This is a genomic window from Pseudoalteromonas sp. SWXJZ10B (genome assembly GCF_015864475.1).
Lineage (GTDB): Bacteria > Pseudomonadota > Gammaproteobacteria > Enterobacterales > Alteromonadaceae > Pseudoalteromonas > Pseudoalteromonas arctica.
Genome location: NZ_JADYXD010000017.1, coordinates 15,424 through 31,592 on the forward strand (window position 1 = coordinate 15,424; position 16,169 = coordinate 31,592).

Below are 16,169 nucleotides of genomic sequence, written 5' to 3' on the forward strand. Positions count from 1 at the left end.
TATAAAAAATTAAAAGGGTAGTAAACCCACTTTTATTAGCGCCTGTAAGCATATAAGCGAAAAAACGCCCGCAAGTATATCATCGGCCATAATACCTAAACCACCATGTACTCGTTTGTCTAGCATACGGATTGGGCCAGGTTTTGCTATATCAAAAAAGCGAAATAACAAAAAACCAACGAGTAATGTTTGCCAGCTAAGTGCTGCACCAATCATTGTAATGTAATAACCTGCCACTTCATCCCATACAATAGCAGGATGGTCGTGCACGCCTAAATCATCAGCCGTTTTACCACAGGCCCATATACCAAATATACTGATCACTACGGCAAACACAATTTGCAACCATAGCGGATAATACATAGTCATAAAAATGAATGGCAGTGCAGCAAAAGTGCCAAATGTACCAGGTGCTTTAGGGGCTAACCCAGTACCAAAACCCAAACCAAAAAACTGATGTGGGCGCTTTAAATTAAACTTTCGGTTAGTATTCAAACCAGCTCCTTTGCAAAATGCTCAAAACCTTGCTGCTTAAAATCAAACTTTTCACCGTTGTGTAAAAGTTCAATTTGACCATCGCCACTTTTAATTTGGCCTATGCATGTTGCATCTACACCATATTGACGCAGTTTTATATCTAGCATACTTTTATTGCTATCAGGGACAGTAAAAATTAATTCGTAATCATCACCGTAACTGAGAATAAATGGCAGCTGCTGATTAAAATCAAGGCTTGCTTGCATTGCATCTGAAGTCGGAATACTTTCAATATTGACCACTGCATTTACTTGCGACATATCAAGTATATGACTTAAATCAGCGATTAAACCATCCGATACATCAATAGCCGATGATGCAAGGCCTCGTAATACCTGTCCTGCAGCAACACGCGGTGTTGGAAAGTCAAAGCGCTTATTTAAGTACTTTAAATGCTCTGGCTCAATACTTATACCTTGTTTGCGAGACTCAATTGCAAGTCCAGCGTCACCTAGCGGACCTGTAACATAAATCCAATCACCCACTTTTGCGCCACTACGGCGAAGTGCAGTCCCTTCGGGTACAGTCCCTTTTGCACAAATAGTGATAGTTAATGGGCCTTGCGTGGTATCGCCACCTATAATTTGCACATTAAAGTATTCTGCAATTTCATGCATGCCTTCAGTAAACTCTTCAATCCACTGTGGGTCAATACTTGGCAAGGTTAACGCAACTGAAACCCATGTTGGCTCAGCGCCCATTGCCGCTAAGTCACTTAAATTAACAGCAAGCGCTCTGTGGCCTAATGCACGAGGGGAAATATCATCAAAAAAGTGTACGCCAGCAACAAGAGTATCTGTTGTAACGGCAAGTTGGCAGTTTTGTGGAACGGTTACTAAAGCGCAATCATCCCCTATACCTAGATTTACATCACGACGGGTGATCCCGCGACCTTTAAAGTAGCGGTTAATTAATTCAAATTCCTTCATACACAAAAAAGCCGGCCTATGCCGGCTCCCCTCTTTAACGGTTTACTTACTTGCGTAAATGCTTAACAGCTTTATCAAGTACACCGTTTACAAATTTATGGCTGTCTTCAGCGCCAAATATTTTGGCCAGCTCAATACCTTCGTTGATAGCAACTTTATAAGGTACATCGTCACGGAACTTAAGCTCATAGCTGCTTAAACGTAAAATTGCGCGCTCAACCATATCTAAGTCATTAAACGGACGTGTTAAATGTGGCGATACAGCTTCATCTAGTTGCTTGTAATTTACAGCAACACCTGTCGCTAGATCTTTAAAGTATTCAACATCAATTTTAGTAACGTCTGTTTCGATCAACATTTGTTGTTCGATATCGGCAATTAAATTGCCACTTATTTGCCAAGAATAAACGGCTTGGAGTGCTAAGATACGTGCTTTACGTCTTGCTGCTGGTTTCACAAAAATTCCTTAAACTTAAATTTTATCTAACACATTAACCATTTCAAGCGCGCCTAAAGCAGCTTCGCCGCCTTTATTGCCCATTTTGGTGCCAGCACGCTCAATTGCTTGTTCAATGCTTTCTGTGGTCAATACGCCAAATGCAACCGGGATATCATACTCAAGTGATACTTGCGCAAGACCTTTGTTTGATTCGCCAGCAACTAGGTCAAAGTGTGGTGTACCACCTCTGATCACTACGCCTAATGCGATGATTGCATCATACTCTTTTTTTGCCGCAACGCGTTTAGCCGCTAAAGGTAATTCTACCGCACCTGGTACATAAATAACGGTAATGTCGTCATCAGATACGCCACCAGTGCGTTTTAGCTCATCAACAGCACCTGCAAGGAGGCTGCTACCGATAAAGTCATTAAAACGAGAAATGACAATGGCAAACTTTTTGCCAGGAGCGTACTTACTACCTTCAATAATTTTCATTTGATAACCCTAAAAATAAGTTCAAGCGGTTGCGATTGCGCAAAAATTGCTGCGCATCATACCATAAAAATAAAATAATAGCCTAGTTTAAGCGTGATGCTTATTGTGGCTCAATGTAATCAACAACTTCTAAATGAAAGCCCGAAAGTGCATGATACTTTTTAGGACGACTCATTAAACGCATCTGTTTAATTCCCAGATCTGCAAGTATTTGCGAACCTACGCCAACAGTACGAGATGTACCTTTGAATTTACGTGGCGTAACGCTTTCGCCCGCATCAGCTGCTGCAAATGCTTTTACAGTTGCCTCTAACTCTTCAGTGCTTTCTTGCTTACCTAAAATAACTAAAGCACCTTCATTTTTAGCAATATAAGCCATTGCCTCAGAAAGGCCCCAGCTGCGGTCAGCACTTCTGTCTGAAAGTAGGATATCGTTAAAAGTGCTTTGCAAATGTACACGTACATTTGTCGGTTCTTGCTCTTTTATGTCGCCATTAAGCAATACGTAATGTAATTGGCCGTCAATTGTGTCTTTATAAGTCACTAAATCAAACTCACCGTGAACAGTAGGCAATTTACATTTTGCAACTTGCTCAATTGTCGTTTCATTTAAGTTACGGTATTCAATTAAATCAGCAATAGTACCAATTTTAATATCGTGCTCTTTCGCAAACACTTCTAAATCAGGGCGACGCGCCATGGTGCCGTCAGCATTGAGTATTTCAACAATAACTGATGATGCTTCAAGCCCAGCTAAACGAGCTAAATCACAGCCAGCTTCAGTATGTCCTGCGCGAGTTAATACGCCTCCTGGTTGTGCCATGATAGGAAAAATATGACCAGGCTGAACAATATCAGTTGGCACTGCGCCTTTTGCTATAGCCGCTTGCACTGTGCGCGCTCTATCAGCAGCAGAAATACCGGTTGTAACACCTTTTGATGCTTCTATCGACATTGTAAAGTTAGTCGAAAATGCAGCACCATTGTTTTTAACCATTAACGGTAAATCAAGTTGCTCGCAACGATCTTGCGTCATAGTTAAGCAAATTAAACCACGGCCATGAGTCGCCATGAAGTTAATCGCTTGTGCGCTAATATGCTCAGCAGCTATTATTAAATCGCCTTCATTTTCTCTATCTTCATCATCCATTAAAATAACCATTTTACCGGCTTTAATATCATCGATGATTTCTTGTGCGCTGTGTAAATTCATAAATTTGCTCGTGTAAGTTATCAGTTTCGTTATTTAATAAAACCCGCTTTTGCGAGTAAGCTCATCGAAATATCAGAGCCCGTTGGTTGCTCTGCACCTTTTATAAGGCGTTCTAAATAACGTGCAATTTGATCGACTTCTAAATTAACTTGAGTACCTACTTTAAAATGAGCAATTGTGGTCTGCTCACTCGTGTGTGGGACAATTGTTAATTTGAATTTATTGCCCTCTACAGCGTTTACTGTCAGGCTTATACCATCAATACATACCGAACCTTTGTACGGAATGTATTTCATTAAATTTTCGTCGGTTGTAAGCCAATATTCTGTTGCTCGAGCGTTTGCTGCAATACTTGTGATAGTCGCAATGCCATCAACATGGCCAGATACTAAATGACCGCCCAAACGCGAAACCGGTTGCATGGCTTTTTCAAGATTAACCGTTTGCCCTAAAGCATAGTGAGCAAAACCGGTTAAACCAATCGTCTCGTTAGATAAATCAGCACTAAAGCCGTCAATATGTTTATCAACTACGGTTAAGCAAACGCCATTGGTTGCAATGCTGTCGCCTAGTTTTACATCTTTCATATCAAGATCAGCACTTTGAATGCGAATAGCTAAGTCGCCTTGTTTTTTTTGTAATAAAGCAATTTTGCCTGTGGCTTCTATTATTCCAGTAAACATACCGCTACTCTTTTTTATTAAGTGGTTTTAATGAGCTTTTAACGCGGTGATACGTAAATCGTCACCAATGCGCGCACATTCATTAAATGTTAAATCAACGGTGTTTTGCATACTCGTCAATTCAGGAAAATTAACTAAACTTTTTGCATCATGGCCCATTAATTTAGGCGCCAAATAAAAAACAAACTCGTCAACTAAATTAAGCTCTGTCATTTTACCAGCAAGTGTTGCTCCGCTCTCAAGCCACACATTATTAAACTGCAGTTGCCCAAGCTTTTCTAAAACAGCCTGTAAATCAACTTTGCCGTTACTTTCACTTACTTCAATATGCTTTACAAAATGCGGCCATTGCAGTGATTTATCAACCTTAGTCGTAAATATTATTACATCACTTTGGATTTTAAATAAAGCAAGGTCAGGTGTTAAGCGATTTTGAGAGTCAATTATAACACGCACCGGTTGGCGAAGCGGTAAATCAGTAGGTAACGTGCAAGGCAACTCGCTTAGTCGCACATTAAGCTTAGCATCGTCTACTAATACAGTATCTGCACCGGTTAAAATAGCGCAGCTTTGCGCGCGGTATAATTGTACATCTTGGCGAGCAGCAGGACTTGTGATCCACTTACTTTGCCCATTTTTAAGCGCTGTTTTACCATCTATGCTTGCTGCCATTTTACAGGTCACATAAGGTAAGCCTTGTTCCATTCGCTTAAAAAAGCCAACGTTAAGTGCGCGAGCTTGCGATTCAAGTAATCCATAAGCAACGTCAATACCGGCGTCGCTCAGTATTTTAAGGCCTTTGCCTGCAACTTGTGGATTTGTATCAACCATAGCAGCAATTACTTTTACTACGCCTGCCTTTTTTAAGCCTTCAGCACACGGTGGCGTACGCCCATAATGACTACAAGGTTCGAGCGTTACATAAGCGGTAGCGCCTTGTGCATTGTTGCCCGCCATAGCTAACGCGTTTACTTCAGCGTGCCCTTGGCCTGCTAATTGATGAAAACCCTCACCAATTATTTGATTATTTTTAACTAATACACAGCCAACATTAGGATTAGGTGTTGTAGTAAACCGCCCTTTTTTGGCAAGTTCTATGGCGCGTGCCATATACATTTCGTCATGTTCGGTAAAAATAGTTTGGCTTTGCATTGTTACTCCCCTAAGCGGGCAATTTCTTCGCCAAATTCGCGTATGTCTTCAAACGAGCGATAAACAGAAGCAAATCTTACGTACGCAACTTTATCGAGTTTTTTAAGTGCTTCCATAATACATTCACCCACCAAATGGCTTGAAATTTCTCGCTCACCCGTTGCGCGTAGTTGTGATTTTATTATATTTACAACTTCATCTACTTGCTCGGTACTTACTGGGCGTTTTTCGAGTGCGCGGTTTAAGCCATTTAAAAGCTTATCTTCGTTAAACGGTTCCCGGCTGCCATCTTGCTTAACAACGCGAGGCATAACCAGTTCAGCGCCTTCAAATGTAGTAAAGCGCTCGTGGCAATCGTTACATTCACGACGTCTGCGAACTTGATGGCCTCCGCCAACAAGGCGTGAGTCAATTACTTTAGTATCTTTTGCGGTACAAAATGGACAATGCATAACTCGGTACTTCCGTTTTAAAACAAAAAAGACCGCTAAATAGCGGCCTTTTATCTTAGCAAAAAACTAAACAGTTGTGATCTAAATTACTACTGCTTATGCAATTAAGCGTATACAGGTAATTTTGCACAAATAGCTTTTACTTTTTCTTTAACTTGCGCCTGTACAGATTCATCAGTGATGTTATCTAGTACGTCACAAATCCAGCCAGCAAGCTCTTTTGACTCTACTTCTGTAAAACCACGACGAGTGATTGCAGGAGAACCAATACGCAAACCAGATGTTACAAATGGTGAGCGTGGATCGTTTGGCACTGAGTTTTTATTAACTGTGATGTTAGCGTTGCCTAGGGCAGCGTCCGCATCTTTACCAGTGATATCTTTATCGATTAAATCAAGTAAAAATAAGTGGTTTTCAGTTTTGTCAGAAACGATTTTGTAGCCACGTTCTTGCATAACTGCAACCATTGCTTTTGCGTTTTTAACAACTTGTGTTTGGTATACTTTAAACTCTGGTTGAAGTGCTTCTTTAAATGCCACTGCTTTTGCTGCAATAACATGACATAAAGGACCGCCTTGGCCACCAGGGAAAACAGCGCTATTAAGCTTTTTGTAAATAGCTTCGTCGCCACATGCAGAAATAATTAAACCACCACGAGGGCCTGCAAGTGTTTTATGCGTAGTTGTTGTTACAACGTGTGCATGAGGAACTGGGCTTGGGTAAACGCCTGCCGCAATTAAGCCGGCAACGTGAGCCATATCAACAAACAGGTAAGCACCTACTTTATCAGCAATTTCACGGAACTTAGCCCAATCAACAATACCTGAGTACGCTGAGAAACCACCAATAATCATTTTTGGTTTATGCTCAAGTGCTAGCGCTTCAACTTGTGCGTAATCAATTTCGCCCGTTGCTTCATCTAGTCCGTATTGAATTGCATTGTAAAGCTTACCAGAGAAGCTTACGTGAGAACCGTGAGTTAAGTGACCACCATGAGCTAAGCTCATACCTAATACAGTATCGCCTGCATCTAACAATGCTAGAAAAACAGCCGCATTTGCTTGCGAACCAGCATGTGGCTGTACGTTAGCATAGTCAGAACCAAATAATTCGTTAGCACGGTCAATTGCTAATTGCTCAACAACATCTACATGCTCACAACCGCCATAATAACGTTTGCCTGGGTAACCTTCTGCGTATTTGTTTGTAAGCTGTGAACCCTGCGCTTCTAGTACGCGTGGGCTACAGTAGTTTTCTGAAGCGATTAGTTCGATATGCTCTTCTTGGCGAGCAGTTTCTTTGGTTATCGCGTCAAATAACTCTGGATCAAAATCCGAAATATTCATGCTACGTTCTAACATTGGGGTCTCCTAGGGCAACGTGTATGGTGTTTTTTAGAGGCTTTATTGTACGCTTTAAACGACTCTTTGCCTACGCTCTTAAGTTGAGGATATTTAAACAGGGATTGAAACTATTTCACAGCTCTTTTAAGATGATATTTTTTTATAAAACCATAATAATTTTAAATGAATTATATTCACTACATTTAATTAGTAAATATAACTAAGTGTATTCATCCGTATAAAGTTATAAAAAAAGCGGCTCAAGCCGCTTTTCCTTTTAATTTAACTTAGCCTAATTTAGCGAGCATTTCGGTACGTAACTCGTCGTAATCGGCGTTCATATCGCTTGCTAGGCATGGTTTTGCTAGTGCATCAGCAAGTGGTTTTGGCATACCTAATTCAATATTTAGAATACCCTCTACGCTTTCTTTAAACTTAGCAGGATGAGCTGTCGCTAAAAAGATACCCGCTGCACCAGGTGCCCGATTTTCAACAAGACCTTGGTAAGCAATAGCAGTATGAGGCTCCGCAACATAGCCAGTTTGTTGAATTTTTTTCATCACGGCTTGCGTGTCTTGCTCGTTTACGCTTGTTGAATAAAAATTATCGTAGCTAAACCAGTTATTATCTAACATTGTTTGTACACGCGGCCAATTGTTTGGCTTACTTACATCCATCGCATTTGAAAGCGACTCAAGCGTTGCGTTTGGCGTCCAGTTTTTATCAAGCATAAAGCGCGGCACAGTATCATTTTGATTTGTTGTTGCACTTAATTTGCCAACAGGTAAACCAATAACCGCACCAATCATTGCGGCACACACATTACCAAAGTTACCACTAGGTACTGATATATGTGCTGTTGCGCGTTTTTCTTTTGGTAGCTGTGCGATGGCTTCAAAGTAGTAACAAACCTGAGCAACTAAACGGCTAATATTAATTGAATTAGCTGAGTTAAGCCCAAGTGTTGATTTAACTTCTTCATCTAAAAAGGCATTTTTAACTAGCTCTTGGCAATCATCAAAGCTGCCCTCAACTGCGTAACAATGAATATTGTTACCTAGCGTAGTAAATAGCTTTTGCTGAGCAAGTGAAATTTTGCCTTTAGGGTATAAAATAACAACATCGATATTTGGTTTATTGTAAAAAGCATGCGCTACAGCTGCACCGGTATCGCCCGATGTTGCTGTTAAAATAGTTACTTTCTCGTCTTTGTTAAACTGCGTTAAACACTCTGCCATAAAGCGACCACCAAAGTCTTTAAACGCAAGTGTAGGACCATGAAACAACTCTAAGCAGTATGTATTCTCTTCAACTTCCACCAGCTTAACTGGAAAGTTAAATGCATTTTTAACCATTTGTGCCACAGTGTCGCTTGGCAGCTCATCACCAATTAGGTGAGATAATATTTTACCACTGCGTGTAACAAAGTCCATATCAAGCAATGCATCAACATCGGACAGTGGGGCAAGGGATTCAGGGAAAAACACACCTTGATTACGACCCAAACCTGTTTTTACGGCTTCAACGAACGACACTTTTTGTGAGCACTCTTTTAAATTATGTAATTGCATGACTACCTATCCTATAAAACTGTTAATTGACGCGTGCCGTCGTTATCTAATTTACAAATGTGGCAAAAGCCTTGCTCGTTAATGTAATTGGTTTCTAACCACTGCGCGCATTGCTGTGCAGCTTCAAGTGTTTTACACACACTAAATAAGGTTGGTCCTGCGCCCGAAATACTGACTATTTCAGCGCCCAGCGCTGGCAAGCTTGCTTTGGCTTCACTAAAGCCTTTTATAAGCGGTGCGCGGTAAGGTTCTGCTATTTCATCTTTCATTATGCTTAGCGCATCGTCAAAACGATTAGTTAACAGCAAGCTACTAAATGCCGACAAACGCTGAGCAAACTCAACACTTGCATGCATGTTCAACTCTTTTGGTAAAACAGAGCGCGCTTTTGCAGTGTTGAGTGAAAAACCAGGAAACGCAGCAACGTAGTACCAGTTTTCATCAACAGGCAGTGCAATCGATTTATCAGGAATTAAATCACCTGTTAACTGCAAGCCACCTAAATAACATGGCGTGATGTTGTCGTAATGACGACCGCCACTTACTACAGCTTCAAAGTCAGCCATCAGTTCAATAAGCTCAACCTGACTTAAATTAGTTTTTGCAAACTTATCAAGGGCAGCAAAAGTAGCCACGACCGAACATGCACTAGAGCCAAGCCCAGAGCCAATTGGTAAGTTCTTTTTAAGCTCGAGCTTTACGCTTGGCATAGTAGGCGCAACATGCGCTCTAAAATGCACTAAGCACTGGTACGCTAAATTTTCATTAGCATCACTTGGTAACTTGTGAGCGTACTCGCCTGTGCAAATAAATTCGTCGCTTGGTGCTGCGCTTACAACGGCTACATCACCTAACAAACTGCCATCAATTGGCGCAAGCGCTGCGCCAAGTGCATCAAAACCCACTGCAAAATTACCAATAGACGCCGGAGCATATACTTCAATCATAACGAGCTCCTAGCGCGATAACGTTTTTAAAATATCAGCAAATACACCCGCGGCTGTTACTTCCGAGCCGGCGCCATAACCACGAATTACAAACGGACGTGGCTGGTAGTATTGGCTTAAAATAGCCAGTGCGTTTTCACCATCACGAATGACACTAAGCGCATGCTTTGCATCTACCGCTTCAATACCTACTTTACAGTGGCCTTCTTTAATTGTGCCTACATAGCGAAGTACCCTACCCTCGCTCGCAGCGCTTTTGATACGGTCGTTAAAATCAGCATCTAAGCTTGGTAGTTTTGCCATAAACTCATCAACGCTATCACCTTGTGCAAAACCTGGTGGTAATACTGACTCAACTTCAATATCGCTTAGCTCTAATTTCATACCGGCTTCGCGAGCGATGATCAATAACTTACGTGCTACATCGGTACCCGATAAATCATCACGAGGATCTGGCTCAGTAAAGCCACTTTCTTTGGCTTTAATAGTTGCCTCAGAAAGTGATAAACCATCTTGAAGTGCGCCAAACATATACGAAAGTGAACCTGATAAAATACCGCTAAACTCTAATAACTCATCACCGGCACCAAATAATGACTGTAAGTTGTCGATTACTGGTAAGCCTGCACCAACGTTCGTTTCGTATAAAAATTTACGATTATTCTTTTGCGTTGCTGCAATTAAATCTTGGTAATACGTGTATGAGCTTGTTGTTGCTTTTTTATTGGCAGCAACCACATGAAAACCTGCATTTAAAAAGTCTACATACTGCGCAGCAAGTGCATCCGACGACGTACAGTCAACAAGCACAGGGTTTACTAAATGATTTTGCTTAACAAACTGCTCTACTAGTTTTAAATCAAACGCCTGCTCAGATGAGGCCAATTTTTGCTGCCAATCACCAAAAGCAATACCTTCACTATCAAGGTGTAATTGGCGAGAGTTAGCAACACCATACAAGTTGAGTTTAATATTACGTTTTTCAAGCCACGCTTGTTGGCGCTCAAGCTGATTAATAAGCTCTTGCCCTACTAAGCCACAACCTAGTAAAAACACATCAATTGACGGCACATGCGTGAAAAAGTTTTCATGGCATATTTTTACGGCGTCGTTACAAAGTTCGCCATCAATTACTGCTGAAATAGCACTTTCTGTAGAATCCTGTGCAATTGCCACAATATTTACTTGCGCTTGTGCAAGCGATGCAAAAAACTTAGCCGCTAAGCCACGGTGCGCGCGCATGTTGTCGCCCACTAAAGTAACAATGGCTAAATTGCGCTGTACTTGTACAGGCTCAATAAGCCCTGCTTGTAATTCAAGTTCAAATGCAGTTTGTAGCGCATCAAGTGCAAGTGCTAGGTCTGTTTCGTGTACACAAAAGCTAATGCTGAATTCGCATGATGACTGCGTGATCAATACAATTGATACGTTATCGTGAGCAAGCGCGTTAAATACCTTAGACGCCATACCTACTTTGCCTTTCATGCCTGGCCCTGAGACAGTTAGCATTGCAAGGTCTTGTAGGCTCGAAAGCGCTTTTACTGGCTCATCTGATGAATAATCGTTACCAATTAATGAGCCTTGTGCGTCTGGGTTATGCGTATTTTTAATTTCGCACGGCACGCCTGCTTTAGCACACGGTAAAATTGTTTTAGGGTGAAGTACTTTTGCACCAAAATAAGAAAGCTCCATCGCTTCTTTATAAGATAAAAAATCTACTTTAGTCGCTTTTTTAATATAACGAGGATCAGCACTGTATACACCATCAACGTCAGTCCAAATTTGGCAAATCTCAGCTTCTAAACATGCTGCTGCAATGGCTGCTGAGTAATCTGAGCCATTACGGCCAAGCGTTGTAAGCTCACCTTTATCATTACTCGCCGTAAAACCAGGCATGATATAGATAGTTGCAGGGCTTTCTTTAAGCACAGCTTGAAAGCGCGCTTTACTTGTTACTAAATCAGCCTCGGCGTCGATATAACCGCCAGTTGAAGCGATACAGCTTGTTGCTTCTAAGTATCTTGCATCGTGCGAGTTCAATAAAGCCTGCATTAAAGAAACACTAACGCGCTCTCCGAAGCTAATTACAAATGCGCGAACTTGATCAGGGCAACATTGTATAAGTGATACGCCATCTAGTTTATTTTTAAGCTCGCCTAAGTTTGGCCAACTTGTAACTACTACACCACTTTTTTCAACGTCAGCTTTCAAACCTTCACAGCGGCTAACTAATGCTTGCCATTGCTGCGAAAAGTCAGAGCCTTGTTCTGCAGCACTTGCAAGTGCAACTAGCGAATCGGTCATTCCACCTGGAGCAGAAAGTACCAAAAGCATTTCATCTTTTAATTGTGCTTTAACTAGCTGAGCTACCTGTTGTAAGCATGCATAGTCGGCAAGCGAAGACCCACCAAATTTTAAAACTCGCATTGTTTATGTTCCTCATCCCATAAAACGAAAAAAGGCCTGTGTTCTAAGTGAACACAGGCCTTTAAATTTGTTGCACCGACCTATGCCACTATCCAGTAAGAATGATGGTTGTAATAATGGTCAGTACGCGATTAATTGTTTTCATATGTTAAGACTGCCTTAACAAAGGCTATGCTGTCAACCCTAAATCAAAAGATAAAACAGCCTTTTTTAACATGAAAAAACCTAATGAATGCCAAATTTATGCAATATTTCGTTTAAGTTAGATTTATTGATAGGTTTATCGATAAAGTCTATTGCGCCAAGTTGTGCGACTCGTTGCTTCATTTTTTCTTGTATATCGGCAGAAATAACTAAAACAAAGCACTCTATTTTTTCTATTTTTATAGTCTCGAGTACTTGTATACCATCAACTTCGGGCATGGTGAGATCTAAGCACAATAAATCAAAGCTTTGTGCTCGTAAAAGTTCTAGAGCGTGCGCTCCATTTGTAGCTTGTTGTATTTGAGCGTCTATACATTCATTTAAACACCGCACGACTTGTTTACGGGCAACTGCAGAATCGTCACAGACTAATATCGAAAATTTCATCATGTTTACTACTACACAACCATCAAAGTTATTAAAAGGTTATTAAACTAATGCCTTCCATTGCATTTTAGACACTTTAACACGCCTCCAAGCACTCAGCGCATTAATAATTTAATACAATGATAAATATAGAATAAATCCGTTTAAGATATAATTAACCAAAGCAAATACTAATTAAGCCTACAATACATAACAGATAACGAATTTATTAATTTATACCTTGGTTTAAATACTTTGATACTACACGCTCACTTTTTGGATTTATCTTATTAAATTTTAACTTTTTTATTTATTTTTAGAGGTTTATTGACTAACTTTTAAATTACTATCGTAACGTTACAAAAATAATAAAGGATGAACAAGTCACTCATGTTACAAAAAAGTCTTTCTAAGAAGCTACTGACTAGCGTTTTATCCGTCTATTTTTTGCTTACCTTTGTAGTGACCTGTGGACAAGTGCTTGCTGAATACGTCAATACTAAAGACTATATTCGCGATGAACTTAGTACCTTACAAAAAACCTTTAGTCGCAGCTTAACACGTGCAATTTGGGAGCTTAATACCAAGCAAACAATTACAACAGCAGAAGGTTTACTCGCCATCCCCATGATTGAAGGGATTATTGTTCGAGACGACAGCGGCGAAATTATTTCACAGCTAGGGCGCTCTCTTGATATACATAAGCTATATAACCAACAGTTAGTACAAGAAGAGGTTATTTTAGAAGACGCAAAATCGGGTTTATTTGGTTATACCTTTCCACTTATTTTTGAATTTTCAGGTCGTGCTACTCAAGTTGGTGACGTTACCTTATTCTCAAGTCGAGAAGTTGTTTTTAGCCGCATTATGGTATCAATCTACTTTTTGATTGGTAATGCGATGATTAAAACCACCTTTTTGATCATCTTATTTTTAATGGCATTTAGAAAACTTCTTACAGACCCTTTAGCAGAACTCACTGAGCAACTAGAAAATTTAGAACTAGACGAGCTAGAAGGTCAACATATAGAAATAGAAACAGAAGAACATAATGAACTAAAAGTGATGGAGCAGTCATTTAACAAACTAATAGATAAAGTGGTTCAGTATAGAAAAGAGCTTGAACACACCCAAAAAGAACTCATTATAAGTAACGAAAAGCTTGATCAACACAACATACAACTTGAACAAGACGTAGCCCGTAAAACATCCAACTTAAGCCAAGCAATGATGGATTTACAGCAGCAAAAATACGAACTCGAAAAGCAAAAAATTGTCCTCACCGAAGAAGTAGACTTACGCCGCAGCACAGAGCTAGAGTTAATTACAAAGCAAACTGAATCTCAGCGCTATATAGAAGAGTTAAGCCTTGCACAGGAACGTTTACTAGGCACAGAAAAAATGGCTGCGCTAGGCGGACTTGTAGCAGGTATTACACACGATATAAACACCCCTATTGGGATAGGTGTAACGGCAATATCATTTTTACAAGAACGCTTAAATAAACTCGAAAATGCTTATACCGAAAAAACACTTTCGCCAAAAGCACTAGAAGAATTTATTAACGAAGCAAAGCAAAGCACAAGCTTACTAACCACTAACTTAGATAGAGCTTCGGAGCTTATAGCTAGCTTTAAACAAATAGCGGTCGATCAAGCCAGTGAAGCAGTAAGAACCATTAACTTTAAAGATTACACTAACGAAGTAATACGCTCACTGCACCCAAAACTAAAAAAGACATCCCATACTATAAAATTAGAATGTCCTGATGATTTAGTTTTAAATCTCCCTGCAGGGGCTATAAGCCAAATTTTTACTAACCTAATTATGAACTCACTTATTCATGGCTTTGAAGGTAAAAGCAACGGTGTAATGGATATTAAAATAAGCGCTGATGACACTAACTTAACTATTGATTACAAAGATGACGGTAACGGTGTTACTAACGAGCAATTAAAAAAATTATTTGACCCATTTTTTACTACCAAACGCGATGAAGGCGGTAGCGGATTAGGCACCCATATAATGCTTAATTTGGTCAAGCAAACCCTTAGTGGCTCTATTGATGCAACGAGTGAACCGGGCAAAGGTCTGCGTTACTATATTCAATTTCCGAAGAACATGGCTAAGCCACTGCCTATTTTTGATAAATATGAATAAATAAAAGTATATGCATTAAATTTGTTCATATTCAACAGTAACAAATCAGTCATTTCGAGATACTGTTTTTATTGCTATGATTGTACAAATTTTTCAAATGGATCAATTCCCCTATGTGGTTTAGTAACCTTATTTGTTACCGCTTTAAGCAAGACGTTTCATATACTCAAGAAGACTTTGATAAAGCATTAGAGCAAGATTTATTTCGCCCATGTACTGGTCAAGAGCTTGCAACATTTGGTTGGACAAAAGCGTTTGGAAAACATGGCGATACGCTATCGCATTTTTCTCAGAAAAGTATTCTAGTTTGCGCTAAACGCGAAGAAAAAGTACTCCCTGCTTCTGTTATTAATGAACTAGTTGCTGAGAAAATTGATCTGATAGAAGCTGAAGAAAACCGCCCAGTTAAAAAGAAAGAAAAAGACGAATTAAAAGAAAACATTCTTCATACTCTTCTACCTCAAGCATTTAAAAAGTCGAGCTTACAATTTGCCTTTATTGACCAAGAAAACGGTTGGGTTGTTGTAAACAGTGGCAGCTTTAATAAAGCAGAAGAGCTACTAGCACTACTTCGTAAATCGTTAGGAACGCTTCCGGTTGTACCTGCGTTTGCTAACTACGACCTAGATGTATTTTTAACTGATTGGTTAACTAACTTTAGTACACCAGAAGGTTTTGCTATTGGCTCAGACGCTGAACTTGAAGAAGCAGACGACAGCGGCGCACAAGTAAAGCTTAAAGGTCATGATCTATCGTGTGATGAAGTTAAATCGCATTTAGAAAGTGGTAAACGCGTAACTAAACTTGCACTTGATTGGCAAGAGCGTCTTAAGTTTATGCTGCAAAACGATGGCTCTATCAAACGTTTAAGCTACTCTGAAACTCTAAAAGAAGAAAACGCAGATATTCCTAAAGAAGATATGGCTTTAAAACTTGATGCTGACTTTATTTTAGCTTCTGAAGAAATAAAGCAATTACTTGAAGAGCTAACTGCAGGTTTAGGTGACGTTGAAGATTTAGAAAAAGCGTAAATACCATAGTGCCTACCTGCATAAATATTTAAGCAATTTAATGAATTAAATAGCATATGTAAGTAGGTTGGTATAACAGATAAAAATCCGATAGCAGTTTACTGCTATCGGATTTTTTTATGAAATTTAGAAGCACTTATTTATATCTAAACCGCGAACAGTATTTAGCTAACGATCGACGTATTAAAACCTAAGGTAATCATCTTTTAAGTAGGAG

The 16,169-nt window shown here is 39.9% G+C and carries 15 protein-coding genes; 2 read left to right on the forward strand and 13 right to left on the reverse strand.

Annotation, left to right across the window (positions count from 1 at the left end; translation table 11 throughout):
* Positions 1 to 9 precede the first annotated feature (9 nt).
* The 13 genes from I6F54_RS14580 to I6F54_RS14640 all read right to left on the reverse strand — a co-directional run bounded on the left by I6F54_RS14580 (position 10) and on the right by I6F54_RS14640 (position 12,785).
* Complete coding sequence (locus tag I6F54_RS14580; protein WP_197142031.1) at positions 10 to 495, reverse strand: phosphatidylglycerophosphatase A family protein; 486 nt, start codon at positions 493 to 495, stop codon at positions 10 to 12.
* Positions 492 to 1,466, reverse strand: a complete 975-nt coding sequence (gene thiL / locus I6F54_RS14585; protein ID WP_007587128.1) for a thiamine-phosphate kinase — start codon at positions 1,464 to 1,466, stop codon at positions 492 to 494. Before thiL ends, I6F54_RS14580 begins: the two co-directional genes overlap by 4 nt.
* A gap of 46 nt (positions 1,467 to 1,512) precedes the next feature.
* Positions 1,513 to 1,923, reverse strand: coding sequence for a transcription antitermination factor NusB (gene nusB / locus I6F54_RS14590; RefSeq protein WP_024599862.1), 411 nt, complete (start codon positions 1,921 to 1,923; stop codon positions 1,513 to 1,515).
* Positions 1,924 to 1,938: 15 nt separating this feature from the next.
* The gene (gene ribH / locus I6F54_RS14595; protein WP_007587130.1) at positions 1,939 to 2,403 is read right to left on the reverse strand and encodes a 6,7-dimethyl-8-ribityllumazine synthase; all 465 of its coding nucleotides are present in this window, start codon (positions 2,401 to 2,403) and stop codon (positions 1,939 to 1,941) included.
* Between the two features lie 100 nt (positions 2,404 to 2,503).
* Positions 2,504 to 3,616: a bifunctional 3,4-dihydroxy-2-butanone-4-phosphate synthase/GTP cyclohydrolase II gene (ribBA, locus tag I6F54_RS14600; RefSeq protein ID WP_165727309.1), complete on the reverse strand. Its 1,113-nt coding sequence runs from the start codon at positions 3,614 to 3,616 to the stop codon at positions 2,504 to 2,506.
* A gap of 29 nt (positions 3,617 to 3,645) precedes the next feature.
* A complete protein-coding gene (locus tag I6F54_RS14605; protein WP_166419234.1) occupies positions 3,646 to 4,299 on the reverse strand; it encodes a riboflavin synthase in 654 nt (217 codons plus the stop codon).
* Between the two features lie 27 nt (positions 4,300 to 4,326).
* Positions 4,327 to 5,451, reverse strand: a complete 1,125-nt coding sequence (gene ribD, locus I6F54_RS14610) for a bifunctional diaminohydroxyphosphoribosylaminopyrimidine deaminase/5-amino-6-(5-phosphoribosylamino)uracil reductase RibD (RefSeq protein WP_197142033.1) — start codon at positions 5,449 to 5,451, stop codon at positions 4,327 to 4,329.
* A gap of 2 nt (positions 5,452 to 5,453) precedes the next feature.
* The gene (nrdR, locus tag I6F54_RS14615) at positions 5,454 to 5,903 is read right to left on the reverse strand and encodes a transcriptional regulator NrdR (protein ID WP_006794272.1); all 450 of its coding nucleotides are present in this window, start codon (positions 5,901 to 5,903) and stop codon (positions 5,454 to 5,456) included.
* 104 nt (positions 5,904 to 6,007) lie between these two features.
* Positions 6,008 to 7,264 carry a serine hydroxymethyltransferase gene (glyA, locus tag I6F54_RS14620; RefSeq protein ID WP_165727306.1) on the reverse strand — a complete coding sequence of 419 codons (1,257 nt, stop codon included), beginning with the start codon at positions 7,262 to 7,264 and terminating at the stop codon, positions 6,008 to 6,010.
* Between the two features lie 269 nt (positions 7,265 to 7,533).
* Entirely contained in the window at positions 7,534 to 8,817 is a 1,284-nt protein-coding gene (gene thrC, locus I6F54_RS14625; RefSeq protein WP_197142035.1) for a threonine synthase, read from the reverse strand.
* A gap of 11 nt (positions 8,818 to 8,828) precedes the next feature.
* A complete protein-coding gene (gene thrB / locus I6F54_RS14630) occupies positions 8,829 to 9,764 on the reverse strand; it encodes a homoserine kinase (protein ID WP_165741379.1) in 936 nt (311 codons plus the stop codon).
* A gap of 9 nt (positions 9,765 to 9,773) precedes the next feature.
* Entirely contained in the window at positions 9,774 to 12,191 is a 2,418-nt protein-coding gene (thrA, locus tag I6F54_RS14635) for a bifunctional aspartate kinase/homoserine dehydrogenase I (protein ID WP_165722047.1), read from the reverse strand.
* A gap of 225 nt (positions 12,192 to 12,416) precedes the next feature.
* Positions 12,417 to 12,785, reverse strand: a complete 369-nt coding sequence (locus I6F54_RS14640) for a response regulator (protein ID WP_024589756.1) — start codon at positions 12,783 to 12,785, stop codon at positions 12,417 to 12,419.
* Positions 12,786 to 13,151: 366 nt separating this feature from the next.
* On the opposite strand from I6F54_RS14640, the gene I6F54_RS14645 reads away from it, so the two are divergent.
* Together I6F54_RS14645 and rdgC are read left to right on the forward strand one after the other, a co-directional pair.
* Positions 13,152 to 14,921: a sensor histidine kinase gene (locus tag I6F54_RS14645; protein ID WP_024593692.1), complete on the forward strand. Its 1,770-nt coding sequence runs from the start codon at positions 13,152 to 13,154 to the stop codon at positions 14,919 to 14,921.
* 113 nt (positions 14,922 to 15,034) lie between these two features.
* A complete protein-coding gene (gene rdgC / locus I6F54_RS14650; protein WP_024589755.1) occupies positions 15,035 to 15,952 on the forward strand; it encodes a recombination-associated protein RdgC in 918 nt (305 codons plus the stop codon).
* Positions 15,953 to 16,169 lie beyond the last annotated feature (217 nt).